Source organism: Arthrobacter sp. BF1 (assembly GCF_056680215.1).
Genome location: NZ_CM155271.1, coordinates 3,717,128 through 3,741,052, shown reverse-complemented (window position 1 = coordinate 3,741,052; position 23,925 = coordinate 3,717,128). Strand labels below are relative to the sequence as shown.

Below are 23,925 nucleotides of genomic sequence, written 5' to 3'. Positions count from 1 at the left end.
TACGTCTCCTTATTTAGCCGATTCGTTGGCTGGAGAGCCTACGGCAGCCTTCACTGCAGCAACGAGAGAGTGGACGTCGGTCTCGGTGGTGTCCCACGAGCACATCCACCGGACTTCCCCGAGTGCCTGGTCCCAGTCATAGAAGCGGAAGGATTCCCGGACTTTCGCGGCTGCCCCGGTTGGAAGGACGGCAAAGACGCCATTGGACTGAGTTGGTTGCGTCAGCGAGACGCCGTTAATGGCCGAGATTCCTTTGCTGAGGCTTTGAGCCATCTCGTTGGCCTGACAGGCGGACCGCAGCCACAACCCATCAGTTAGCAGGGCTACGAGTTGCGCAGAGACGAAACGCATCTTTGAGGCCAGCTGCATGTTCATCTTGCGCAGGTAGCTCATGCCTGGGTCGGACTGTGAGCTGAGCCAGATAACGGCTTCGCCGAACAACAGCCCGTTTTTGGTGCCGCCAAAAGACAGGACGTCGACACCGACGTCGGTGGTGAATGCCCGCAAAGGAAGCCCAAGATGTGCTGCAGCGTTGGCCAGCCTTGCTCCGTCCAGGTGCAGTTTCATTCCCTTCGCATGGACGTGTTCAGCGATCCGTTGGATTTCTTCCGGCGTGTAGCAGGTGCCCAGTTCGGTGGTCTGGGTGATCGATACGACCAGCGGTTGCGCCCGATGCTCGTCTCCCCACCCCCAGGCTTCGGCGTCGATCAATTCCGGGGTGAGTTTGCCATCCGGTGTGGGGACAGGGAGGAGCTTTATTCCGCCAATCCGTTCCGGGGCGCCGTTTTCGTCGGTATTGATATGCGCTGTTGCTGCGCAGATGACAGCGCCCCAACGCGGGAGCAGGGCTTGCAGGGCAAGGACATTGGCCCCTGTTCCATTGAAGACCGGATATGCGGTAGCAGCTGCCCCGAAATGGGACTTGATGACAACTTGAAGCGCTGCTGTGTAGGCATCTTCGCCGTATGCGGTGACGTGGCCCCCGTTGGCTGCCTGAACTGCTTCGACGATTTCGGCGTGTGCCCCGGCGTAGTTATCCGAAGCGAAGCCCCGGTATGCCGGGTCGTGCAGGCGCCCCGCCAGTACCTGTGGGACGCCTGCTTTTGTATCAACGCTGACGCTCATGCCGGTGCACCCGCGAGGTGGCCGGCCTTGAGGGGCAAGCGCTGCCCGTTGATCTGTTCTGCCTCCAGATCGAAGATCCGCCGTACAGCGCCGGCGAGGACACTGACATCGGTGTAGCCCGGAAATTTCCGTTCCGGCTGGGCTGCGCGCATCCGGTCATCGACCAGAGCCTTGACGACGAAGACCAAGGCGGCTGAGTGCTGAGCGGAGTGGGGGCTTTCATTTCCTCCCTGCAGGTGCCGGAATCCGTCGGCCACGGCCAGGGTCCATGCCTCGGCAGCGGACTTGACGGCGGCATAGGCGGCGCCGCCCGCTGTCGGCGAGGATGCGGACTGTGCGGAAACGACGGCCAGGCGACCCGCAGGGGAGGCAGCCAAATCGTCGTAAAAAGCGCGGCTGGTGTTCCTCAGTGTGGTGAGGACGCTCGTGTGCAGGAAGTCCCAGTCTTCATCCGTCTGGCCTGTAATTCCGGTACCGCCCCGCCACCCTCCTACAAGATGGATAAGGCCGTCCACGGGACCCAGATCGTTCCGGACCGAGGTTGCCAAGTCCTCAACGGCTTGCAGGTCCGCGAGGTTGCAGACATAGCCCGTGACATTGTTGTACGCGACCGCGAGCTCCTGCACCCGGTCCTCAAGGATGTCCACCGCAGCCACGCGTGCCCCTGCCTGCGAAAGGGCGCGGACTACTGCGACGCCTGCGGCGCTTGTCGAACCGGCGACGACGACCGTTCGCCCCGAGAGGTCCTGGCTCATGCGCCCGCCCTGCCCTCAGTCTTGACAGGGCTCTTACCTGTGATTCCTGCAGTTGAGTCAATAACGGGGCGCATCTTCTTCTCCAGTGCCTCGTAGAACATCGACAGGGGGAATTCGTCATCAAGGATCTGGTCCGTCAGACCCCGGGGCGCGCCGTCCAGCGGAAGGGCCTCCGGTCCCTTGGCCCATACGGAGGCCGGGTGGGGGGTGAGGGTTTCCGAGACGAGCTCATAGGCAGCGAGCCAGTGTGCGGTCTTCGGCCGGTCGATCGAACGCCAGTAGAGTTCTTCGATGCGCAGGCCCAGCTCGACGACCACGTTGGCGACGTCCTTCCAGTCGATGCTCAACTTTCCATCGGTCCAGTGCAGGACCCGGTGCTGGTGCATCCAGGCGAACAGCAACTGGCCGCCCACGGCGTCGTAGTTACGGACCCGGTTCCCGGTAATCGCGAAGCGGAAAATGCGGTCGAAGATCACGGCGTACTGGACGAGCTTGGCGTGCTTGCGGGCGTCCTCGGAAGCCGTTTCGTCCCGCTCGATGAGGACGGACTCGCGGAAGGCGGTCAGATCGCAGCGGAGCTCCTCCAGGGAGTACAGGAAATACGGCATCCGCTGCTTGATCATGAACGGGTCAAAGGGCAGGTCACCGCGCATGTGGGTCCGGTCATGGATCAGATCCCACATCACGAAGGTCTTCTCCGTGAGGTGCTGGTCGTCGATGAATTCCGCGGCGTCAGCGGGCAGGTCCAGGGAAGTGATGTCGGCAGCAGCTTTTAGGACGCGGCGGAACCGGGCAGCTTCGCGGTCCGCGAAGATACCTCCCCACGTGAAGGAAGGGGTGCTCCGGACCGCTACGCTCTCGGGGAAAAGAACTGCGGAGTTCGTGTCGTAGCCGGGCGTGAAATCGATGAAGCTGATGGGGACGAACAGCTTGTTGGAGTAGTTTGTTGCCTCCAAATCAGCCACGAATGCAGGCCAAATGACCTCGATGAGGACGGCCTCGAAGTAGCGGTTCGTGCTGCCGTTCTGCGTGTACATGGGAAACAGAACCAGGTGCGGCAGCCCGTCGATGCGCCACTGCTCGGGGTGGAAGGCTACCAATGAGTCGAGGAAATCCGGTACGACGAAGCCTTCGGACGCCCACCGCTGGAAGTCCTGCACGAGCAGTTCAAGGTAGTCCGTGTCGTGGGGGAGGTGGTGGCGCAGATCGCTGATTGAGTCCGTGATGATGCCGACATTCCGGCGGGCCTGGTCATGGTCAGCGGGTTCCGGAACGGAACCGTCCTGCACTTGAACCTGCTGCAGCCCGACGACGGCCGCCTTCAGAGCCTGCCATGCGGGGAGCGCCTTGAGGTCTTCTGCCCGGATGGTTGTCACTTCAGGGTTTGCGATTACAGACATGCTCGTTCCTTCCGTTGAGGGGATTCCTGAAGAAGCTAGCAGTGCGTAAGCATCCGTGAAGGGTTCTTCCCACATGCATAAGAAATCCTTTTGCTCGCGGACTCTCTTCAGCGCAATGCCTGCGTCTGACCTTTGGGTCGGGTGTTTTTAAGACGTCCCAGAAACGGCGCATCACGATGAATAAGCAGCGGTATCGGGACGAGTCGAGGTTCAGCTCCTGCCACTTGTGCCATCAGTAGCGTGGTCTACTCGCCGCCTATCGGCGCGCCATAGCAGATCATCAGAGCTGCTTAGCCACCCGGCTACATCAAATCAGCAACTCTTGGGCTCAGATCGGATTGCCACCGCCAATGCGTAAGGACTTGACCCGTCGGACCTGCAACATTCGCCATACCAAATGTCGCTTCCTTTGCGTGTGTTAGCTTGATCACCATCCTTCCCGGCCCGAGGGCTTCGGAAGGCCCAAATTCACCGCAGCTACCTTTTCGGAGGCACCATGGGACTTGGCTCCCACACGCAAATAAGTGATCGGGCTATTGATTTCGAAGAAGAAATCAAGCCCGATGGAACACAGGGGTCCTCCCTTGCGATAGCGGCAGATCGCCCTACCGGCGAATCCACCAACGAACTCAAGCGCGGGCTGAACCACCGCCACCTGCAGATGATCGCCATCGGCGGTGCGATCGGCACCGGGCTGTTTGTGGCCTCGGGCAGCACCATTTCCCAGGCGGGTCCCGGCGGTGCGTTGGTCGGCTACGCGCTGGTCGGGCTGATGGTCTTCCTGTTGATGCAGTCACTGGGCGAGATGTCGGCCAAAATTCCGGTTGCCGGTTCGTTCCAGTCCTTTGCCACCCGTTTCGTCTCCCCGTCCTTTGGGTTCGCGATCGGCTGGAACTATTGGTTCAACTGGGCCATCACGGTGGCCGCAGAGCTGGTCGCGGCCGGAATCATCATGGACTTCTGGTTCCCGGGGGTCCCAGGATGGGTGTGGGCCGGGATCTTCCTGCTGGTGCTGACCGGGCTCAATGCCCTCTCGGCCAAGGCCTTTGGTGAGTCGGAGTTCTGGCTCTCACTGATCAAGGTCAGCGCAGTGGTGCTCTTCCTAATCGCCGGCGTGCTGATGATTTTCGGCATCCTCGGGGATAACTCTCCGGGACTGAGCAACTGGGAAAACCGCGATGAGGTGTTCCACGGGGGTTGGGTCTCGATCATCTCGGTCTTCATGGTTGCCGGGTTCTCCTTCCAGGGCACCGAGCTCGTAGGGGTCGCCGCCGGCGAAGCTAAGAACCCGCGCCGCGAGGTGCCGAAGGCTATCCGCACTGTCTTCTGGCGTATCATGCTTTTCTACATTGGCGCCATCTTTATCATCGGCTGCCTCATCCCGTTCACCGATCCGAGCCTGCTGGCCTCCGGTGAGTCCGATATTGCATCATCGCCCTTTACCCTGGTCTTCTCTCGCGCCGGAATCGCCTTCGCGGCGGCCTTGATGAACGCCGTGATCCTGACCGCAATCCTGTCCGCGGGCAACTCCGGACTATATGCCTCCACTCGGATGCTTTACGCCATGGCCCATGACGGCATGGCCCCGAAGGCCTTCGGCCGAACCAATGCGCGTGGTGTGCCGATCGCGGCGTTGCTCGCGACGGCGGCCGTGGGACTCTTCGGGTTCCTCTCCGCGATCGTCGGGCAGGGTGCAGCCTACTCCTGGCTGCTGAACATGTCGGGCCTATGCGGCTTCATCGTCTGGGCGGGAATCGCGGTCTCCCACTACCGTTTCAGGCGCGGCTTCCTGGCCCAGGGAAACAAAGTCAGCGACCTGCCGTACAAAGCATCCCTGTTCCCCATTGGCCCACTGCTGGCCTTCGCCCTGCTCATAATGGTCATCGCGGGACAGAACTACGAGGCTGTGCTTGCCGGACGGTCCGTGGAGGTGCTTTCCTCCTACATCGGGTTGCCAGTCTTCATCGTTCTATGGCTGGGTCACCGCTACATCACCAAGTCCAAAGTAGTGCCGCTGCTCGAGATGGATCTCACGGCACCCAAGGACGTCGAGGACCAACCTAGGGGGGCCACCCAGTAACTAGGCCAGAAAGAGGGAAGCCGGGTGAGAACAGCACCCGGCTTCCCTCTTCCCCAGGTCAGTAACGGTCGTTTCTGACCCACCCTGGCAATCCTCAGGCCATCGTCACCCGCGGCTTCCGGCTCCCGTCTTCGTTGAGGTGACCGTCGAAACCACCGTCACCATGCGGATGGGTTCCGAGATCGGCCCCGCAGTCACCGCCCTCGAGCCGCTCGGCGCGTATGCGCGGTTGTATGAGGCGCAGTTCGCGGCTCCAGTGGCGGAGGTTTAGCGGCTCATCGCATTTGAGGGTGTAGCCGGGGTGGGCGCGTCGGTGACCGGGTAAGGGTCGAGGTCTTCCGATGATGGAAGTTCCTACACTGCCCATCCGGAAGACCTCGCCGTGTCCCACGCTACCTTCCTGCCTCCTGACCTGACTACGTTCTGCCGGCTCGATGAGCTTGGGCTGGAAGCTGCGGGACAGCTTCTCGTCCCTGGCCGGGCGGTGGTGGAATGCCGTGCCGTTGATCCGGATGATTGGTGCCGTTCGTGTGGTGCGCAGGGCGTCGCCCGCGGCACGGTCACGCGGCCTCTCGCGCACGAACCGCTGGGCTGGCGGCCGACGACGCTGCTGGTGAGGGTCCGCCGTTACAAGTGCACCGGGTGCGGTCGCGTGTGGCGGCAGGACATCTCCAAAGCCGCGCAGCCCCGGGCGAAGATCTCCCGTCGCGGGCTGCGCTGGGCCCTGGAAGGCATCGTGTGCCAGCACCTCACCGTCGCCCGTGTCGCGGAAGGCTTGGGCGTGTCCTGGCATACCGCGAACAACGCGATCCTTGCCGAGGGCAAGCGGGTCTTGATCGAGGACCCGGGCCGGTTCAACGGCGTCGCCGTGATCGGCGTTGATGAGCATGTCTGGCGGCACGCCCGGCGCGGGGACAAGTACGTCACCGTGATCATCGACCTCACCCCGGTCCGTGACAGGACCGGCCCGGCACGGTTGCTGGACATGATCGAGGGCCGCTCGAAACAGGTTTTCAAGTCCTGGCTCGCCGGGCGCCCCAAGGTCTGGCGGGACGGGATCGAAGTCGTTGCCATGGATGGGTTCACCGGGTTCAAGACCGCAGCCGCTGAAGAGCTCCCGGACGCGGTCGAGGTCATGGACCCGTTTCACGTCGTCCGGCTTGCCGGCGATGCCCTGGACAGGTGCCGCCAGCGCGTGCAGCAGCAGACCATCGGGCACCGCGGACGGTCCGGGGACCCGCTCTACGCCGCCCGGCGGACCCTGCACACCGGCCATGATCTGCTTACCGACAAGCAGAAGGACAGGCTGGAGTCCCTGTTCGTTGCGGACGACCATGTCGAAGTCGAAGCGACCTGGGGTATCTACCAGCGCGTCATCGCCGCCTACCGCGAGCCCGACGGCACCCAGGGGAAACAGCTCATGCAAGCACTGATCGGCGCGATCAGTGCCAGCGTGCCCGCTGCGCTGACCGAGGTCATCACGCTCGGTCGGACGCTGAAACGCCGTGCCGGGGACGTGCTCGCATACTTCGACCGCCCCGGCACCAGCAACGGTCCCACGGAAGCACTCAACGGCAGACTCGAACACCTCCGCGGCTCCGCCCTCGGCTTCCGGAACCTTGCAAACTACATCGCCCGATCACTGCTCGAGGCCGGCGGATTCAGGCCCCGATTACACCCTCAAATGCGATGAGCCGGTTTAGCGGCCGCCAATTCGTTTAGTCAGGCTACCGTTGATTCTGTAGTTACTGGCGGGAGCTCTAGTTTGGACTCGGCACTAGTGGCTCTCTGGCCGATAGATTGAGCCAGTTGGATTACGAACCAATTTGAGGCGAGGACATTCTCCTGCGGTAGATTCTCGAGTGCTTGGTCCAGGACGTCACAGGCCTCATCGCTCGCGAGTAATTCAAGCGCCAGACTACGATTAATGTGGGAGTCGCTTAGTCCATAGAGTCGATCGGTCGTTGAGGACTTGAGAAACAGAGAAGTCTTCTCTGCCAAAAGAGCTTCGACGAGTGCCATATCAGTCCGGCTAAGTTCGGTGGTATTCACATGATCCTTCAGAATAGCGCCTAGAGTGACATGCGTTCCACGGCCATTGAGACCTGTCTCCTTGACGTTGCGGGAATTAGTCAGCTTGGTCCTAGCAGATGCTGCGATCCCTCCCGTGAATTGGGCGCTCCAGTAGGACATTATCCGTTGAATGTTCTCCTGCCTTCGACCGCCGATACGCAAGCACTCGTCAAATTTCTGCATGATCGCGCGTCTCACTACTGCATCAGATGTCGAAGCCGCGTCCAAGATTGGGACCATCTTCATGAAGTCAATGAGTGGGGTATCCAAGAGATTAACGCATTGGAGCAGCAACCGGCGTTTAATTCCAGGCGTTCCAGCAGCGAAGTTATCTGCAAGAAGATCGCAGGCAAGTTGGGCGCCGGGTTTAGACAAGGAGTCCGCAACGGATTCACCGTCGATCTCACTCAGTACTTCAACGAGGCGCTCGCGGAGGTGGGTGCGGTTGTCAAAGACATTGGCAGCAGCGAAAAGCCAAGTATTACGCCAGTGGCTACTCCGGGCCAAGGCTTTCAATCGTCGTAATACTAATTCGTCCTCACCTTGGGTGATAAAGCGCGACGCCATGAACTCTTGGAAACTTCGCACTTCAAATCCCCAGTTGTCAGTCGACTCTTCGACGAGCAGGACCAGCCTATCTGTTGCAAGATTTACGAGCTTAGCTGCCGTTTTCTCAGCTTCGTTCGATTCATACGTCTGAACTCGAAAAAGATAGTCTGCGGTGATCCTCTTTAGATCATTCTTATTGAGATGCACATCTGCCTGTCCTGATTTCTCAGAATCGATATGCAATCTGATGCCGGCCCCGTCATGCAGTTTATCGACTTCGGGCTTAAATTGCTCAACGATTTCACCGAGTCTACCCTCCTTGCCGCACTCCCGCCTGTACACAGTTTCATAGAACTCATCGAACAATTTATATCGTGTTCTCGGAACCCGTACTCGGTCTTCTAATAAAGAGGCCATGATGCTCACCTGAAGTGGGGTGACCATAAGTTTTGCCGTCGCATCTTCCTTTGAAGATCCCTCCAGACGCTCATAAAGTTCTTTGGCACGAGCAGGATCACCGGCGTTCCTGGAAATCACCAGTTTCTTCCCGTAGGACAGTGCTTCCTCATGATTGAGTTCTGACAACTCAAGCTCCCGAGGCGCGTGTGCGCTTAAATCTTGCTGATATCCCTGCGGGCGAGTTGTAGCTAGAACTGCAATGTCTGCGTTCTTCCCGGCCGCGTCGGTGATAAATTCATTGACTTTTTGAATGATTCGCGTGCGGGTATGGGTATCCGGTACCTCGTCTAGGCCGTCCAGAACCACCATCCACGGCCACTGCGCAAGCCACACATTTAGGTGGCTCTTGTCGATGGTTCCTCCGCCGCGACTATTTATTTGTTCGGTGATCTGAGCCTGTATTGAGGCGTCGCCGGATCCCAACATCTTCTCGCTATATGAGCTCAAGCGAATGTACACTGGCCATCTGCGCAATGTAGGAAGCTTCAGGCCTATGGATTTGAAATGAGCGCGAGTTTCCGAGAGCACGTTGCTGTCGGCCACCGATAATCTGTCCTCCTGTCCTTCGAGAAGTGACGCACGATATGCTTGGCATATCAGTTGTCCAATTGTCGATTTGCCTTGCCCGGGTCCACCTATCAGGACGGTCAGGAACTTTTCACTCCTTGGACTTAGTGGAGTATTGCAAGACTCAATCACCGATTCGGCTACCGCAATCGTAAGAGCCTTGCCTTGATCGTCATAGGGTTTGCTCCGATCGACGGCAGGAAGATCGATTCCGATAGCCGCTAAGCTTTCAAATTCCCTATCGCTTTTATTGCCCGCGCGGGTTAGCCGAACATAACGGTGGGCGTAAAGTTCCTTTGCGACAAATCCTGTGATGACCCCCGTAGCATCAGGATTTCGGCCCTCGTATGACTCCAGCACCGCGGAAAGTACATCTCCAACGGTCACGTGGGCAAGGTAAGTCTTTCGAATGTCGCGGTGGTTATCTAAAAGCCGTGATATGTGTTCGGCAGGCCACACCGCCCAGCCATCTAGCTTCATGGATGCTGAATGTTTCTGCATAGCATCCTTTACGCGGTCAATTCCGCCCACCTTAGGAACGGAAGAAAGATCCACGTTAGTAATGACAAGGAAGTTTTTCGGCTTCTTGGTTCGCCCTTCCTTGGGATCGGTCCACTTTTTCACCTCCCGTTGGATCGTTGTCAGGAGCCAGTCGACATCCTTTGTCCCGCCCTCCATTTTGCTCTTATGTTTAGCCTGTGCGACCGTGTAGTCTTCCCACTGTTCTCCCTCATGCAAATCGGCGAAGACGCCGTTCTTTGGCATCGGCAGTAGCGCTTCATAAGTCCACTCGCGTCCTCCATCCCTCCCAACACCGAAAGATGTCCCGCCTGCGCCAAACTCGGCACTACATAAAGCCACTGCCATATCTTCAAATTCAGTGCTACCCATGCGCACGAGATCGTATTCCATGGACTCAGAGTACGTTGGGTTGCTCGCATTAGGGGTGAACGACGAATACTAAGCCGAACACCGCTGACTGCGCGATTCCCGGGCGCTACCGCCGCAGCCGTCCGGTAGGTAAGAATTCTTGATCCTTCGGAATTCGACAGGACTGAGAGTTCTCAGGCCAGCTGCTATGGACGCCCCTCGTGTCGGCGCATCGCATAGCCGGGCGCCGAATCCTCGGGCTACCAGGAGTACTCCATGTTCCTGAAGGTGCTCTCCGTCGTCGACGCCGTCCCTGCCTCCACCCTCCTGGCCTCCCACGCTTCCTAGTAGGGGCAATAAAATCGCGCCAGTGGGTCTGCCTCGCCCTGCCTGATGCACGGAGCAACGACTCTATGATCGCCCGCTGTTCGACGCACTGGAGCCCGGCTTCACAAGCGTCGAAGCGCTCGTGTGTCTGGTAGACAGGGGCGAATTGCGGGTACCCACGATCCGAGACGACGTCTAGCCATCAAAGTCGAACACTGGACCGCCTACTTTTGCCATGACTTCCGGCTCTAATCCACGCGGATGAGCCACAGGAAAAACCCACCCCCGTCGTAGTACACGGACACACAGCGCAACGTTCCAGCCCCCGCCCGTAACCTGTTTAGATGCCTCGTTTTGCGCTTGATATTGAGTCCGTCCCCCGTCCCGTCCGCGCCCAGGAGCTGCTGGATGCTGTGAACCACCGGGTCGTCATTGCCGATGGAGCCATGGGCACCATGCTGCAGGGCCGGGAGCTGTCGCTCGAGGAGGACTTCCTGGGGCTGGAAGGCTGCAACGAGATCCTCAATGCCACGCGGCCGGATGTCCTCGCGGACATTCATGACGCGTACTTCGAGGTGGGAATCGATGCGGTCGAAACCAACACCTTCGGCGCCAACTGGTCCAACCTCTCCGATTACGGCATCGACGACCGGATCGAAGAGCTCGCCCGGAAGGGCGCCGAGATCGCACGCGAGCGCGCCGAGGCGGCAGAAAAAACTGACGGACGGATGCGCTGGGTCCTGGGCTCCATGGGGCCGGGCACCAAGCTCCCCAGCCTCGGCCATACCACTTACGACTACCTCAAGCAGACCTTCGCCCTGCAGGCTGAGGGCCTCATCGACGGCGGAGCGGACGCCTTCCTCATCGAAACCAGCCAGGACCTCCTGCAGACCAAAGCCGCCGTCAACGGCTGCAAGCAGGCCATCGTCACCCGCGGCATCCGGCTTCCCATCTTCGTCGAGGTGACCGTCGAAACCACCGGAACCATGCTGATGGGCTCCGAGATCGGCGCCGCGCTCACGGCCCTCGAGCCGCTCGGCGTCGACGCCATCGGCCTGAACTGCGCCACCGGGCCGGACGAGATGAGCGAGCACCTGCGCCACCTCTCGAAGCAGTCCTCCGTCGCCATCGCCTGCATGCCCAACGCCGGCCTGCCCGTCCTTGGTCCCAACGGCGCGCACTATCCGCTCTCGCCCACCGAACTCGCCACCGCGCACGAGCAGTTCGTGCGCGAATTCGGCCTGGGCCTCGTGGGCGGCTGCTGCGGTACGACGCCGGAGCACATGGCCGCCGTCGTCGAGCGGCTTGCGCCGTTGCGCACCGTCGCCGCGGTCACCAGCGGCGGGAGGGGCGCCGACGGCAGCCGCCTTCCCTCCGAGCGTGAGGCCGGCATCGCGTCCCTCTACCACCACGTGAATTTCGACCAGGAGTCCGCGTACCTCGCCATCGGTGAGCGCACCAACGCGAACGGTTCGAAGGCGTTCCGCCAGGCGATGCTGGAGGAGCGGTGGGACGACTGCGTCGACATCGCCCGCGAGCAGGTCCGCGTCGGCGCGCACCTGCTCGACGTCTGCATCGACTATGTGGGGCGCGACGGCGTGGCCGACATCAAGGAGGTCGTCTCACGTTTCGCGTCGGCCTCCACCCTCCCGCTCGTCATCGACTCCACCGAACCGCCGGTGCTGCGGGCGGGGCTCGAACTCATCGGCGGCCGCCCGGTGGTCAACTCCGTCAACTACGAGGACGGCGACGGCCCGGACAGCCGCTTCGCGCGCATCATGCCGCTCGTGAAGGAACACGGCACTGCCGTGATCGCCCTGACCATCGACGAGCAGGGCCAGGCACGCACCACCGAGGGCAAGGTGGCCATCGCCTCCCGCCTCGTCGACGCCCTGGTGGGCGAGTGGGGGATGCGCGTCGAGGACATCATTGTCGACTGCCTGACCTTCCCCATCGCCACCGGCCAGGAGGAAACCCGCCGGGACGGCATCGAAACCATCGAGGCCATCCGCCAGATCACCGCGAAGTACCCCGGCATCAACACCACGCTCGGCGTCTCCAACGTGTCCTTCGGCCTGAACCCGGCAGCGCGCATGGCACTGAACTCGGTGTTCCTGCACGAGGCCGTGCAGGCGGGCCTGACCAGCGGCATCATCGACGCCGCCAAGATCGTGCCGCTCGCTTCACTGCCGGAGGAGCAGCGCAAGGTGGCGCTGGACCTCATCTGGGACCGCCGCGAATATGACGCCGACGGCAACGTCACGTACGACCCCCTGAACAGCATGCTGGACCTCTTCGCCGGCGTCGACACCGCAGCGCTCAAGGACCAGCGCGCTGCGGAACTCGCGGCGCTGCCCACCGGCGAACGCCTGCAGCGGCGCATCATCGACGGCGAAGGCAAAGGCCTCGAAGAGGACCTCGACCTGGCACGCAGCGAGGGCATGACCCCGCTCGGCATCATCAACGACCAGCTGCTCGAGGGCATGAAGGTGGTGGGTGAGCGCTTCGGCGCCGGCGAGATGCAGCTGCCCTTCGTGCTGCAGTCCGCCGAGGTCATGAAGAACGCGGTGGCCCTGCTCGAGCCGCACATGGAGAAGTCGGATTCTTCGGGCAAGGGCACCATGGTGATCGCCACCGTGCGCGGCGATGTGCACGACATCGGCAAGAACCTGGTGGACATCATCCTCACCAACAACGGCTACAAAGTCATCAACATCGGCATCAAACAGGGGATCGCCGAGATCATGGCTGCAGCTGAGGAGCACAACGCCGACGTGATCGGCATGTCGGGGCTGCTCGTGAAGTCCACCGTGGTGATGAAGGAAAACCTCGCCGAGCTCCAGTCCCGGGGCCTCGCGAAGAAGTGGCCCATCATCCTCGGCGGCGCAGCCCTGACCCGCGCCTACGTGGAGCAGGACCTGGCCGAGCAGTTCGAAGGAACCGTCCGGTACGCCAAGGACGCCTTTGAAGGCCTCGCGCTCATGGAACCGCTGGTGCAGGTGGCCCGCGGCGCTGACCCGGCCGCCGTCGGCCTTCCGCCGCTGAAGAAGCGGATCCATAAAGGCGGCCCGAAGTTCACGGTGACCGAGCCGGAGGCCATGCCCGGCCGGTCCGACGTCGCCGCCGACAACCACGTGCCGTCGCCGCCGTTCTGGGGCACGCGCATTGTGCGCGGCGTCTCGCTCCACGACTACTCCACCTTCCTCGACGAACGCGCCACCTTCATGGGGCAGTGGGGGCTCAAGCCCGGCCGCGGCGAGGACGGCGCCTCCTACGAGGAACTGGTGGAACGCGAGGGCCGGCCGCGCCTGCGGTACTGGCTGGACCGCATCCTCGGCGAGGGAATGCTCGACGCATCCGTCGCGTACGGCTACTTCCCGGTGGTCGCCGAGGGCGAACAGGTGGTGGTGCTGCACCATGGGGAAGACCGCGACGGCGTCCTCGGCACCGCGGGGCTGCTCGCCCCCGACGGCGGTTCAGGCGGCCCGATCGGCACCGACCGGCTGCGTTTCGACTTCCCGCGCCAGCGCCGCGACCGCCACCTGTGCCTCGCCGACTTCGTCCGCTCGCGCGAATCGGGACAGATCGACGTGCTGCCGGTACAGCTGGTCACCGCCGGCTCAAAGATCGAGGAGGTGACATCCAGGCTGTTCGCCGCCAACCAGTACCGCGACTACTACGAGCTCAACGGCCTGGTCATGCAGCTCACCGAGGCGCTGGCCGAGTTCTGGCACGCACGCATCCGCTCCGAGCTGGGCTTCGCTGCCGAGGAGCCCAAGGACAAGGCCGGCCTGTTCAAGCTCGACTACCGCGGTGCGCGGTTCTCGCTCGGCTACCCTGCGTGCCCGGACATGGAGGACCGCCGCAAGGTGACCGAGCTCCTGAAGCCCGAGCGGATGGGCGTGGTCCTGAGCGATGAGCTGATGCTGCACCCCGAACAGTCCACCGACGCGTTTGTGTTCCACCACCCGGAGGCCAAGTACTTCAAGGTGTGAGTTGGCGCCGGTCCGTGGCCTGGGCGCAGCCCACCTCTCAGCGCGGCGCAAGGAAAAGCGAAGGGACTGAGGCCGGTTACGGCACCCAGTCCCTTCAGCTCCAACTCTCCTGGGGAGCGGGTCGGATATAGCTTGTTACTTCTCTTGGGGGAGGAACATTGCCTTTTCCAGCGGTGTCACGGTAAGTGATTTAAGCTGGGCGGTCCCGCCTTCGGCGAAGAGGGCCATCTTGTCGGCTCCCGGGTTGGGGAACACCTGGTCGGTGATGGTCGTCAGGCCGTTCTGGGCGAACACCTCCACGGAAGAGCGGTCGAGGTAGATCCGCATGGTGACGTTGCCGTTCTTGTCCAGGGCGACGGGGGCATCCTCGATGGAGGCGAAGGCCGGGTGGAAGGTTGTGTTGCCGGACCTCGTGCGGTCGACGAACATCTTCCCGGTCGTGGCATCGTAGCCGATGACGGTGGCTGAGTTTCCGTCGCCGAGTACGGTGATGCCGGACTTCGTTGCGGTACCGGGGGCGAAGGTGATGTCCACCTGCTGCACCTGGCCTGCCGACTGTGCAGGCAGCGGGTGCGTCCCTGCGGAAATGGGGCCGCCCTTCTTGTCGTTATAGGTGACTTTCCCTCCCAGTTTTTCCACTTGCTTTACGGCGCTTTGGGTGAGGCGGGGGCCGTCAGGGGTTTGCGTGAGTTTCACTTCGCGGGGAAGAGCCATGGCGCTGCGCCAGGGGTTGGTGGGGATGTTGTTGGCGTAGTCCCAGTTGTTCATCCAGCCCAGCATGACCCGCTTGTCGTCGGGCATATTGGCGAAGGATACGGTGGCGTAGTAGTCCCGTCCGTAATCCAGCCAGTCATAGGACTCCAGCCGGGATGTCGCTGCTGTGGAGCTTGCTGTAAATTCGTCCGCAAGTATGTGCCCCCAGCCGAATCTGTTGTTATCGACAACCTTGATTTGTGCCTGCTGGCCAACGAATTCCTTGACATTCCATGATGCCCAGTCCAAATTCTCACTGTCATTGCCGGTGGCCGTACGAACCACCTGTCCGTTGACTACCAAGTTCACTGTTTCTTCATCGGACCTGGGAACAGCGGTAGTGTCGGTGAGCATGACGTGGTCAAGGGTCACGTGTCCCCACCCGCCGGTAGCTTGATCAACGACCCTCAACTGTGCATTCTGGCCCGCGAATTCCGAAACGTCCCAGCCTTTCCAGTTCAGCACCCCGGCGTTGTCGCCGGCCAGGGAGCGGACCACGTTGCCATTGATGAGCAGCTGGACAGCCAGGGTCTGTCCGGAGTCCGCCGAGCGGTTGCCGCCTCCAACTAACATGCTCATGAAATTCTTCGTGATGGGGAATTCGGGTGATGTCAGGGTGCCCTGCCGGTCGTCACCGGGTACGGTGCCGGTATCGAACGTGTTGATCCGTTTGGCGCCAAGGTAAAAGTCTCCACCGCTAGTAGCCGGCTGGAAATTGGGGGTCAGGTCTCCTGTGCCGGTCCAGCCGGCATCGGCCAGCGTGGTCCCGTCGGCCACCTCGAAGCCCCCAAACTTGAGCTCGCCCTCGGGCGGGTTATTGTCCAGCTTGTCGGAGACGCGAGGGTGCTTGCCGCCACCCACGAGGAAGTTCAAGTAGTCGTCGGTTACGGTGAAGGTTGGTGACTGCATGGAACCCAAGGGCCAGTCGCCGTCGCTGAATGAGTTGACAAGGCCTGTGCCGCCGAATCCGGCCACTGGGCTCTGCCCGGGCAGGGAACCGGTCGCTGGAGTGTCACCGAACGGGCCATTCTTCCAGTTGCCCGGTTCGTTGTTCACCGTCCAGCCGTTGTAGGTTCCGTCGTTGAAGCCGGCCAAGACTGTGCCGGCCGGTACCGCAGTGGCGGGTTCCGTGGTTTCGGAGGTGAACGTGGTGCCGTCGAAGTTGCCCACGAAGTACTGACCGGCGGAGCCGCCAGCCACGCCGCCCGGGTTGATGTTGACGACCATGACCCATTTGATGTTCTTGGTATCGCCGTCCACGGCCAACGGGAACAGGTCAGGGCATTCCCACTGTCCGCCGGTGGCATTGGCGGGCCCGAACTCGCTCAGGGCGGTCCAGTCCTTGAGGTCAGGGGACTTGTAGAGGACCACCTTGTGCTCCTGGGCTTCAACTGCGGTCATGACCCAGTAGCCTCCACCGGCCGGGTTGTTGTACCAGAAGACCTTGGGGTCACGGAAGTTGGCCGAATTCCGGTTCAAGACAGGGTTGCCGGAGTACTTCGTCCAGGTTTGGCCATCGTCCAGGCTGTAGGCCAGGGACTGCGCCTGCAGGCCGCGGTGCGGGGATCCTTCCTTGTAGGCGCTGGTGTATATGGCGATCATCGCCGGGTTCTCTTTCGTGCCCAGGCCGGAGGTGTTGTCCTTGTCCACGACGATGCTGCCGGAGAACACATCTTCCTGTGCGTCCGTGGAGATTGCCAGTGGCTGCTCCTCCCAATGGACGAGGTCTTTGGACGTGGCGTGGCCCCAGGACATGTTCCCCCAGGTATTACCGGAGGGGTTGTGCTGGTAGTACATGTGATAGACGCCCTTGTGGAAGACGAGCCCGTTGGGGTCGTTCATCCAGTTCTTTTCCGGCGAGTAGTGGATAGCAGGCCGATATTGCTCATCCCCGAGTTCGGCCGCGGAGGCTGGCATGGAACCGGCCAGTGCTGCGGCCAGTGTCAGTCCCGCGAGGGTCAGTCCAGAAACGGCATGCATCCTGCGGGTGGTCGTTTTCTTCATCTGCTTGTTTTGCCCTTCATCGCGCTTATCTCAGATAGACAACGTTGTCAGTGCGTTGGACTCTAAGTGATGTCCGTCGGACAAGTCAACGGTTTTGGCGGTCACGACCATGAGCACTTCCGGCGCTTGGATAAGGTGGGCGAACGGCCTGGCAGGCACGAGAAAATTCCCCGCCAACGAAGGCTGGAGGGGTTCTTTCTTTCCGGGCACAGGTCCGTTCAGCCCCCACGGGGCCGAAAAGCACCCCCGCGATCGGCGGGTGGGCGCACCCTGGTCTAGCGCTATTCCATCGGCAGGAGCCAGGTCAGTTCCGAGCCGTCGCCTTCGATGTGGAGTGCCAGTTCCTCGTTGAATCTTGCACCATAGTCGGCGCGGATGTGTTCCTGGAATGCAGCTTCATCGCGGTAGACCTCGAAGACAAAGTACTCCCGGGGATTCTCTTCGCGGGTGTAGGGGAGGAACAGCTCGTTTCCCGGTTCCTGGCGGACGTGCTGGGTCAGTTCGAGCATCATCTCGGCCACGCGGGCTTCGCTGCCTGGCTTGACGGTGAACTCGGCGTACAGGGTTTTGGTCATGACGATTCCTCAGGTCTACGGGTTCGGCAGGGTGTGCAGCAATTTCTTCAAAAAATCAGGCCGGGGGGAGGATCTCCCCGGAGCCCCTATGTATCAGCTCCGAGGGGACAACATAGGTATGCGCAGGCTGTTCGTCGCCGTCAATCCTGGCCAGCAACCTCTCCGCTGCCAGTTTGCCGATCCGCTCGGGATGCTGGGCGATGACGGTTACGCCCGGATCCATCATGTCGGCAAGGGTGAAGTCATCGAAACCTATTAAGGCCACGCTGTGGCTCAGCCCTAGCTCCCGCAAGGCGCGCATGGCCCCGAAAGTGACGAGGTTTTGACTGGAGAAGATCGCAGTCGGCGGGTCCTCAGCCGTAAGGAGCTCCAACGCGGCAAGCCTCGCCGATTCTTCATTGTGAAGGTTTTCGCGGGTTGGAATCTTTGACGTGGGAATTCCGTGCCGGCCAATTTCCTCCACAAATCCCCGCCGGCGTTCCCGGGCAGTCTGAATATCTGTACGGTCACCCAGGTAAGCGAGCTTGGTATGGCCGCGGCTTATCAAATGGGCCGCCGCCCTGGCCGAGCCCGCTGCGTTGTCAGTCAGCACCGTGTCTGCTTCTATCCCTGCCGGCTCGCGGTCTATAAAGACCAATGGCAGGTCACGGGAGTGCTCTGGGATCACATATGCCTGACTCTTGGCAATCGGGGTAAGGATGAGCCCGTCAACGCGTCGGCCAAGAAACGCTGAGACTATGGCATGCTCCCGCGCAGGGTCATCGTCGAGGCTTGCCGCAAAAACCGCTATTCCTCTGGCGCCCATCGCGTCCTCCATTGCCCGGTTAATTTCACCGCTGAACGGGTTGGAGACGCTGGGCAGTAAAAGTCCGATGGACAGTGTCCTCCTGCCCGCACGCCGCAAACTGCCGGCCGTCAAGTCCAATTGGTAATTGAGTTGCCGGGAAGCGCTGAGCACCTTGTTCCGGGTGGCTTCGGACACGCCCGCTTCGTCATTGATGACCCGGGAGACGGTCTTGATTCCAACACCGGCCAGTGTTGCCACATGGCGCATGGTTGGGCGGCCGGCGGCCAGCGTCTGGTTACGATTGGACATCGTTGTCAAAAAAGATCGCTCCTTAAGAATTTATGTATTGACTCTCGCCTGTGATGCTGCTTACATCGTACCTGACATCGTTGTCGAGGCCAGCTAGGGCCTCAAACACCAGGAGATTCAATGTTGAGTTCCAAAGCACCCCGTTCAGCGGCCACCCGCCTTTTCGCTGCTGGAGCAGTCCTGACCCTGGGCGCGCTCAGTCTTTCTGCCTGTGGCGGCAGTTCCAACGGCCCGGCAGCCAGCGGCGGCGCCACTGATGAAAAAGTCGGCGTCTCCCTGATCGTCAAAACCACCACCAACCCGTTCTTCGTCTCCATGCAGGACGGTGCAAAGAAGGCAGCCGAGAAAGAAGGCGTAGACCTGAAGCTCGCGGCCGGCAAGGCCGACGGCGACGAGGACACCCAGATCCAGGCCATCGAGAACGCGATCTCCAAGGGCGACAAGGGAATCCTGATCACCCCGAACGGACCGTCCGTCGTGGATGCCCTGAAGAAGGCCAAGGACGCTGGCCTCTTTGTGATCGCCCTGGACACACCTCCGGACCCGGCCGACGCCGCTGACATCACTTTCGCCACCGACAACTTCGCCGCCGGCGAGCTGATCGGCAAATGGACGGCAGCTCAGCTGGGCGGGAAAAAAGCCACCATTGCCCTCGTCGATCTCTTCGACGACAAGATTGTCTCCGTGGACTACAACCGGGACCAGGGCTTCCTGACCGGGCTGGGTATCGCCACTGCGGATAAGAAGAAGAACGGCGATGAAGCCAAATCCGGTAAATACACCGGTGGCAAGGGCGGCGACTACGAAATTGTCGGCAACCAAGCCTCCCAGGGCAATGAGGACGGCGGCCGGACAGCAATGGAAACGCTCCTGTCCAAGAACCCCAACATCAACGTCATCTACACCATCAACGAACCAGCCGCAGCAGGCGCCTTCGAGGCACTGAAGTCAGCCGGCAAGGACAAGGACGTGCTGGTCGTTTCGATCGATGGCGGCTGCACCGGCGTCAACAACGTCAAGTCCGGCGTCATAGGCGCCACGGCACAGCAGTACCCGGTCAAGATGGCCGAACTGGGCGTGAAAGCCATTGTTGACCTCGCCAAGACCGGCAAGAAGCCCGCCAACTCCGAAGGCCTGGACTTCTTCAACACCGGTGTCGAGCTCGTCACCGACAAGCCGGCCGACGGCATCAAGAGCATCACCACCACCGCTGCTTCCGACATCTGCTGGGGAAAATAACCACCCAGCTTCACTGCGGCGCGGGGAGGCCGAAGCCCGCTATCGGTCTCCCCGCATTCCACCTCCGAGCTAGCTCCGCTCTAGCTACCATCACTGAAGATCAGGACCCATCGTGACCCAGCAACAGACCGCCGGCCCGCCCAGCGCCGGGCATGCCGACCTGGCGGAGGAATTCCTTGACCGCCAAACACCGCTCAGCCGGATACGCAACATCCTCCACCGCTACCCCGCCGTCAGCCCCGCCCTCGTCCTCCTCATCGCGGTGGTCGTGTTCGGCCTCCTCAATGACAGGTTCCTGCGGGTGGAAAACCTCTCGCTGATTACCCAGCAGGTCTCCGTCGTTGGCACCCTGGCCATCGCCCAGACACTCATCATCCTCACAGCCGGCATCGACCTGTCCGTCGGGGCCGTGATGATCCTGTCCTCCATGGTCGTCGCCCAGCTCGCCGTCAACAACGGACTCCCCGCGCCCGTTGCCTTGCTCGCAGGCCTGATCGTCGGACTCGCCGCCGGAGCCCTCAACGGCTTCCTGGTCACCAGGTTCCGGCTCCCCCCGTTCATCGTCACCTTGGGCACCCTGAATATCTTCATCGCCCTGACGCTGCTCTACTCCAACGGAGCCACAGTACGCGGCTCCGCAATGCCGGACCTGCTCACCTGGACAGGCAGCACCTTCCCGGTGGGCCCGGTCAGGATCTCCACAGGCGTCGTCGTAATGCTCCTGCTCTACATCGCCATCGCATTCATCCTGGGCAAAACCGCCTGGGGCCGGCACGTCTACGCCGTGGGCGATGACAAGGAAGCCGCGCGCCTGGCCGGCATCGCCGTGAACAAAGTCCTCATGAGCGTCTACCTCGCCGCCGGTGCCGTCCTCGCCATCGGCGCCTGGATCCAGATCGGCCGCACCAACGCCGCCAGCCCCAACGCCGGTGTGGACCTGAACCTGGACTCCATCACCGCCGTCGTGATCGGCGGGACCAGCCTCTTCGGCGGCCGCGGCTCAGTCTGGGGAACCCTGCTGGGCGCCCTGATCGTAGGCGTCTTCCGCAATGGGCTCTCCCTCGCAGGCCTGGACGTGCTCTACCAGACCCTCGCAGTGGGCGTCCTCATCATCCTCGCTGTCTCCATCGACCAGTGGATCCGAAAGGTGAAATCATGACTGCCATGCATCTGGAGTCCGCGGGGACGGAAGTCCGCGAGCCCATCCTGACGGCCAGGAATCTCGTCAAGACCTTCGGCCGCGTCGTAGGCTTGGACGGCGTTAGCCTCGACCTCTACCCGGGCGAAGTCCTGGCCATCATCGGCGACAACGGCGCCGGAAAATCGACCCTGATCAAATGCCTCACCGGAGCAGAAGTCCCGGACTCCGGCGAGCTCTTTGTCTCGGGACAGCCGGTACATTTCAAACGTCCCCAGGACGCCAGGGTTCACGGCATCGAAACGGTCTACCAAAACCTGGCGGTATCACCGGCCCTGGACGTCGCCTCCAACCTGTTCCTTGGCCGGGAGGAAAGGCGTGCGGGAATCCTCGGGAGCGTGTTCCGGATGCTCGACACCAAAGGCATGCGCCTGAAGGCCAAGCAGGAGCTGACCCGGCTGGGCATCTCCACCCTCCAGGACGTGACAGTGCCGGTGGAGAACCTCTCAGGCGGCCAGCGCCAAGCCGTTGCCGTGGCCCGTGCCGCAGCGTTCGGTTCAAAAGTTGTCGTGCTCGATGAGCCGACAGCGGCACTCGGCGTCCGGGAATCCAACCAGGTCCTGCAGCTTGTCCGCGATCTCCGGGACCGCGGCCTGCCAGTGATCCTGATCAGCCACAACATGCCCCACGTGTTTGACGTGGCGGACCGCATCCACATCCAGCGCCTCGGCAAGTGCGCAGCCACCATCACCCCGCAATCACACAACATGACTGACGCCGTCGCGATCATGACCGGTGCAGCCACCGCCTGAACGACTGCTATCCCCACGTGAGTCCGCGGAACCGGTTAGGGTCCGCGGACTGACGTGCTTGAACAGCCCCCACAACATCAGATCCCCACGAGAGACAGACGATGGATTACCTCACAACAGCCCGGCATGACCCTCATCAGACCCTTGACGTCATGGTCGTAGGCGAAGCGCTGATCGACGTGGTCACAACCTCGCACGGACGGGTGGAACACCCCGGCGGTTCGCCCGCCAACGTCGCCTATGGACTCGGCCGCCTCGGCGTAACGACAGGTCTGCTCACAGCCATCGCCCCGGACGCCCGGGGGATCGCCATCGAAAACCACCTCCACAGCGCAGGGGTCGTGCTTTTGCCCGGTTCAAAGTCCCTCACCCGGACGGCATCAGCAACAGCAACCCTTGCATCGGACGGCTCTGCCAAATACGACTTCGATATCTCCTGGGACCTGGCTCCTACAGCCCCCGCCTACTTCCCCAAAATATTGCACACGGGATCCATCGCCACTTTCCTCAGCCCAGGCGCCAGCGCCGTCAAAGCACTGCTCGAACAGGCCCACCGGCACTGCATGATCACCTATGACCCCAACATCCGACCGGCCCTGCTCGGCAGCCACACGGAAGCTAAAGCCATTTTCGAGGAGCTCGTGGCCCTCACGGACGTGGTCAAACTCAGCGATGAGGATGCCCAGTGGCTGTACCCCCGGAAAAGCCTGGACGAAACCGCGGCACACCTCCTCGGACTGGGCGCCCGGTTGTCCGTCATAACCAAGGGCGCTGAAGGTTCACAATTCACCTCCGCCGCGGCCAACATCAGGATCCCAGCCGTGAAAACCACAGTTGCAGACACCATCGGCGCGGGCGACTCCTACATGTCCGCCCTGATCCTGGGCTTCCTCACCCGAGGAACCGAAGGCTTCGCCCCGGCCGTCCTGGAGCAGCTTGGACACCTCGCAGCTGCAGCCGCGGCCATTACTGTACAACGTCCGGGAGCAAACCCACCCACCCTTGAAGAACTAAACGCCGCAGCCGAAGCCAATACCCCCGCCGTATACGCGGGTACCTGAAGCACCTCACCAATGAGGGCCCATCCGGAGAGCTGCCAAGTCGCATGGGAACGGGCTGATCCTGCCACTACTTTTCGGAACTAAATGCGTGATTCTCTCGTCCGTTGAGTGTCCTACTGAAGCGCCGATAAGGGGCCTTTCGTAAAGGTATCCCGCAGTCGTGTGCGATACCCGTACAGAATCGTGATTCGCCGTACTGTGAGGGAGGAATGGTGTGCGGCCTGGCGGCCTCAGACCCTGAGTTAAAGCCGCTCCCTGGTCTGGGTGGAGTGCGCCTGGGCGGCTGGCCCGCGGCCGTTGCCGCCCACGCTGGAGACCGGCTTCACCCGCCGGAGGGCGGCGAGGATCGCCCGCCCCACCACGGCGATTCCGACGATGGTGGTAACGGCACGCAGGGTGTCCCAGCCCGCCGTCGACGTCACCAGTGAGTAGAGCAGGAAGCTGCTCAGGTTGGTGCCCAGCGGCGCGCCGGGCACGTAGGAGATGCCGGTGCCGGCGCCCACCGCGAAGGGCCAGAACCACAGGTTGGTGAGCAGGCCGAACAGGTAGGACGCCACGATGCCGTAGCCGCACAGCATCCACAGTTCGGCCTTGCGCCGCACCCGCCGGGGGAGCAGGCCGGTCCCCGCGCCACCGCCGGCTCGAAGATTGAGGAGGTGACGTCCAAGCTGTTCGCCGCCAACCAGTACCGCGACTACTACGAGCTCAACGGCCTGGTCATGCAGCTCACCGAGGCGCTGGCGGAGTTCTGGCATGCGCGCATCCGCTCCGAGCTGGGCTTCGCTGCCGAGGAGCCGAAGGACAATGCCGGCCTGTTCAAGCTGGACTACCGCGGTGCGCGGTTCTCGCTCGGTTACCCCGCGTGCCCTGACATGGAGGACCGCCGCAAGGTCACGGAGCTCCTGAAGCCCGAACGGATGGGCGTAATCCTCAGCGATGAGCTGATGCTGCACCCCGAAGAGTCCACCGACGCGTTTGTATTCCACCACCCGGAGGCGAAGTACTTCAAGGTGTGACGGGGGGGGCTGAAACCGGCGCCGGGATCGG

At 61.8% G+C, this 23,925-nt stretch carries 15 protein-coding genes and 2 pseudogenes; 9 read left to right on the top strand and 8 right to left on the bottom strand.

All coding sequences use genetic code 11. The features are described 5' to 3' along the window. Positions 1 to 9: 9 nt before the first annotated feature. The 3 genes from AC1MCD_RS17585 to AC1MCD_RS17575 are packed head-to-tail and all read right to left on the bottom strand — an operon-like array spanning position 10 to position 3,280. On the bottom strand, positions 10 to 1,125 hold the full coding sequence (locus AC1MCD_RS17585) for a threonine aldolase family protein (RefSeq protein WP_498673753.1): 1,116 nt from the start codon (positions 1,123 to 1,125) through the stop codon (positions 10 to 12). After that, positions 1,122 to 1,880: an SDR family NAD(P)-dependent oxidoreductase gene (locus AC1MCD_RS17580; protein WP_498673752.1), complete on the bottom strand. Its 759-nt coding sequence runs from the start codon at positions 1,878 to 1,880 to the stop codon at positions 1,122 to 1,124. The genes AC1MCD_RS17585 and AC1MCD_RS17580 overlap by 4 nt, the downstream gene beginning before the upstream one ends. Then, positions 1,877 to 3,280, bottom strand: a complete 1,404-nt coding sequence (locus tag AC1MCD_RS17575) for a DUF6421 family protein (RefSeq protein ID WP_498673750.1) — start codon at positions 3,278 to 3,280, stop codon at positions 1,877 to 1,879. The genes AC1MCD_RS17580 and AC1MCD_RS17575 overlap by 4 nt, the downstream gene beginning before the upstream one ends. Positions 3,281 to 3,776: 496 nt before the next feature. On the opposite strand from AC1MCD_RS17575, the gene AC1MCD_RS17570 reads away from it, so the two are divergent. The 3 genes from AC1MCD_RS17570 (at position 3,777) to AC1MCD_RS17560 (ending at position 7,053) form a co-directional block, all read left to right on the top strand. Then, a complete protein-coding gene (locus tag AC1MCD_RS17570; protein WP_498673749.1) occupies positions 3,777 to 5,360 on the top strand; it encodes an amino acid permease in 1,584 nt (527 codons plus the stop codon). Between the two features lie 139 nt (positions 5,361 to 5,499). After that, positions 5,500 to 5,631, top strand: a complete 132-nt coding sequence (locus AC1MCD_RS17565; RefSeq protein WP_498673748.1) for a hypothetical protein — start codon at positions 5,500 to 5,502, stop codon at positions 5,629 to 5,631. A 111-nt stretch (positions 5,632 to 5,742) separates the two neighbouring features. Further along, positions 5,743 to 7,053, top strand: coding sequence for an ISL3 family transposase (locus AC1MCD_RS17560; protein ID WP_498673117.1), 1,311 nt, complete (start codon positions 5,743 to 5,745; stop codon positions 7,051 to 7,053). 29 nt (positions 7,054 to 7,082) lie between these two features. Here the strand turns inward: AC1MCD_RS17560 and AC1MCD_RS17555 are convergent, their stop codons facing one another. Continuing rightward, complete coding sequence (locus AC1MCD_RS17555; protein ID WP_498673746.1) at positions 7,083 to 9,920, bottom strand: NACHT domain-containing protein; 2,838 nt, start codon at positions 9,918 to 9,920, stop codon at positions 7,083 to 7,085. A gap of 629 nt (positions 9,921 to 10,549) precedes the next feature. On the opposite strand from AC1MCD_RS17555, the gene metH reads away from it, so the two are divergent. After that, complete coding sequence (gene metH, locus AC1MCD_RS17550; protein WP_498673744.1) at positions 10,550 to 14,200, top strand: methionine synthase; 3,651 nt, start codon at positions 10,550 to 10,552, stop codon at positions 14,198 to 14,200. 135 nt (positions 14,201 to 14,335) lie between these two features. Here the strand turns inward: metH and AC1MCD_RS17545 are convergent, their stop codons facing one another. The 3 genes from AC1MCD_RS17545 to AC1MCD_RS17535 all read right to left on the bottom strand — a co-directional run bounded on the left by AC1MCD_RS17545 (position 14,336) and on the right by AC1MCD_RS17535 (position 18,586). Continuing rightward, on the bottom strand, positions 14,336 to 16,957 hold the full coding sequence (locus AC1MCD_RS17545) for a GH32 C-terminal domain-containing protein (RefSeq protein WP_498673743.1): 2,622 nt from the start codon (positions 16,955 to 16,957) through the stop codon (positions 14,336 to 14,338). A gap of 281 nt (positions 16,958 to 17,238) precedes the next feature. Next, the gene (locus AC1MCD_RS17540; protein WP_498673740.1) at positions 17,239 to 17,532 is read right to left on the bottom strand and encodes a putative quinol monooxygenase; all 294 of its coding nucleotides are present in this window, start codon (positions 17,530 to 17,532) and stop codon (positions 17,239 to 17,241) included. Positions 17,533 to 17,587: 55 nt separating this feature from the next. Beyond that, entirely contained in the window at positions 17,588 to 18,586 is a 999-nt protein-coding gene (locus tag AC1MCD_RS17535; protein WP_498678400.1) for a LacI family DNA-binding transcriptional regulator, read from the bottom strand. A gap of 162 nt (positions 18,587 to 18,748) precedes the next feature. On the opposite strand from AC1MCD_RS17535, the gene AC1MCD_RS17530 reads away from it, so the two are divergent. The 4 genes from AC1MCD_RS17530 (at position 18,749) to AC1MCD_RS17515 (ending at position 22,878) form a co-directional block, all read left to right on the top strand. Continuing rightward, positions 18,749 to 19,867 carry a substrate-binding domain-containing protein gene (locus tag AC1MCD_RS17530; protein ID WP_498673739.1) on the top strand — a complete coding sequence of 373 codons (1,119 nt, stop codon included), beginning with the start codon at positions 18,749 to 18,751 and terminating at the stop codon, positions 19,865 to 19,867. A 112-nt stretch (positions 19,868 to 19,979) separates the two neighbouring features. After that, the gene (locus tag AC1MCD_RS17525; protein ID WP_498673737.1) at positions 19,980 to 21,026 is read left to right on the top strand and encodes an ABC transporter permease; all 1,047 of its coding nucleotides are present in this window, start codon (positions 19,980 to 19,982) and stop codon (positions 21,024 to 21,026) included. Beyond that, the gene (locus AC1MCD_RS17520) at positions 21,023 to 21,817 is read left to right on the top strand and encodes an ATP-binding cassette domain-containing protein (RefSeq protein WP_498673735.1); all 795 of its coding nucleotides are present in this window, start codon (positions 21,023 to 21,025) and stop codon (positions 21,815 to 21,817) included. The genes AC1MCD_RS17525 and AC1MCD_RS17520 overlap by 4 nt, the downstream gene beginning before the upstream one ends. 101 nt (positions 21,818 to 21,918) lie before the next feature. Beyond that, positions 21,919 to 22,878 carry a carbohydrate kinase family protein gene (locus tag AC1MCD_RS17515; RefSeq protein WP_498673733.1) on the top strand — a complete coding sequence of 320 codons (960 nt, stop codon included), beginning with the start codon at positions 21,919 to 21,921 and terminating at the stop codon, positions 22,876 to 22,878. A 242-nt stretch (positions 22,879 to 23,120) separates the two neighbouring features. Here the strand turns inward: AC1MCD_RS17515 and AC1MCD_RS17510 are convergent. Next, positions 23,121 to 23,510 (bottom strand): annotated as a pseudogene (locus AC1MCD_RS17510) (ECF transporter S component); the annotation flags it as partial. Between AC1MCD_RS17510 and AC1MCD_RS17505 the strand changes: the two are divergent. Beyond that, positions 23,511 to 23,894 (top strand): annotated as a pseudogene (locus AC1MCD_RS17505) (vitamin B12 dependent-methionine synthase activation domain-containing protein); the annotation flags it as partial. Positions 23,895 to 23,925: the final 31 nt, after the last annotated feature.

Bases quoted from the DNA above. Each gene is read 5' to 3' on its own strand.
- AC1MCD_RS17585 (WP_498673753.1), bottom strand. From the start codon at position 1,125: ATGAGCGTCAGCGTTGATACAAAAGCAGGCGTCCCACAGGTACTGGCG.
- AC1MCD_RS17580 (WP_498673752.1), bottom strand. From the start codon at position 1,880: ATGAGCCAGGACCTCTCGGGGCGAACGGTCGTCGTCGCCGGTTCGACA.
- AC1MCD_RS17575 (WP_498673750.1), bottom strand. From the start codon at position 3,280: ATGTCTGTAATCGCAAACCCTGAAGTGACAACCATCCGGGCAGAAGAC.
- AC1MCD_RS17570 (WP_498673749.1), top strand. From the start codon at position 3,777: ATGGGACTTGGCTCCCACACGCAAATAAGTGATCGGGCTATTGATTTC.
- AC1MCD_RS17555 (WP_498673746.1), bottom strand. From the start codon at position 9,920: ATGGAATACGATCTCGTGCGCATGGGTAGCACTGAATTTGAAGATATG.
- metH (WP_498673744.1), top strand. From the start codon at position 10,550: ATGCCTCGTTTTGCGCTTGATATTGAGTCCGTCCCCCGTCCCGTCCGC.
- AC1MCD_RS17545 (WP_498673743.1), bottom strand. From the start codon at position 16,957: ATGAAGAAAACGACCACCCGCAGGATGCATGCCGTTTCTGGACTGACC.
- AC1MCD_RS17540 (WP_498673740.1), bottom strand. From the start codon at position 17,532: ATGACCAAAACCCTGTACGCCGAGTTCACCGTCAAGCCAGGCAGCGAA.
- AC1MCD_RS17535 (WP_498678400.1), bottom strand. From the start codon at position 18,586: ATGCGCCATGTGGCAACACTGGCCGGTGTTGGAATCAAGACCGTCTCC.
- AC1MCD_RS17530 (WP_498673739.1), top strand. From the start codon at position 18,749: ATGTTGAGTTCCAAAGCACCCCGTTCAGCGGCCACCCGCCTTTTCGCT.
- AC1MCD_RS17520 (WP_498673735.1), top strand. From the start codon at position 21,023: ATGACTGCCATGCATCTGGAGTCCGCGGGGACGGAAGTCCGCGAGCCC.
- AC1MCD_RS17515 (WP_498673733.1), top strand. From the start codon at position 21,919: ATGGATTACCTCACAACAGCCCGGCATGACCCTCATCAGACCCTTGAC.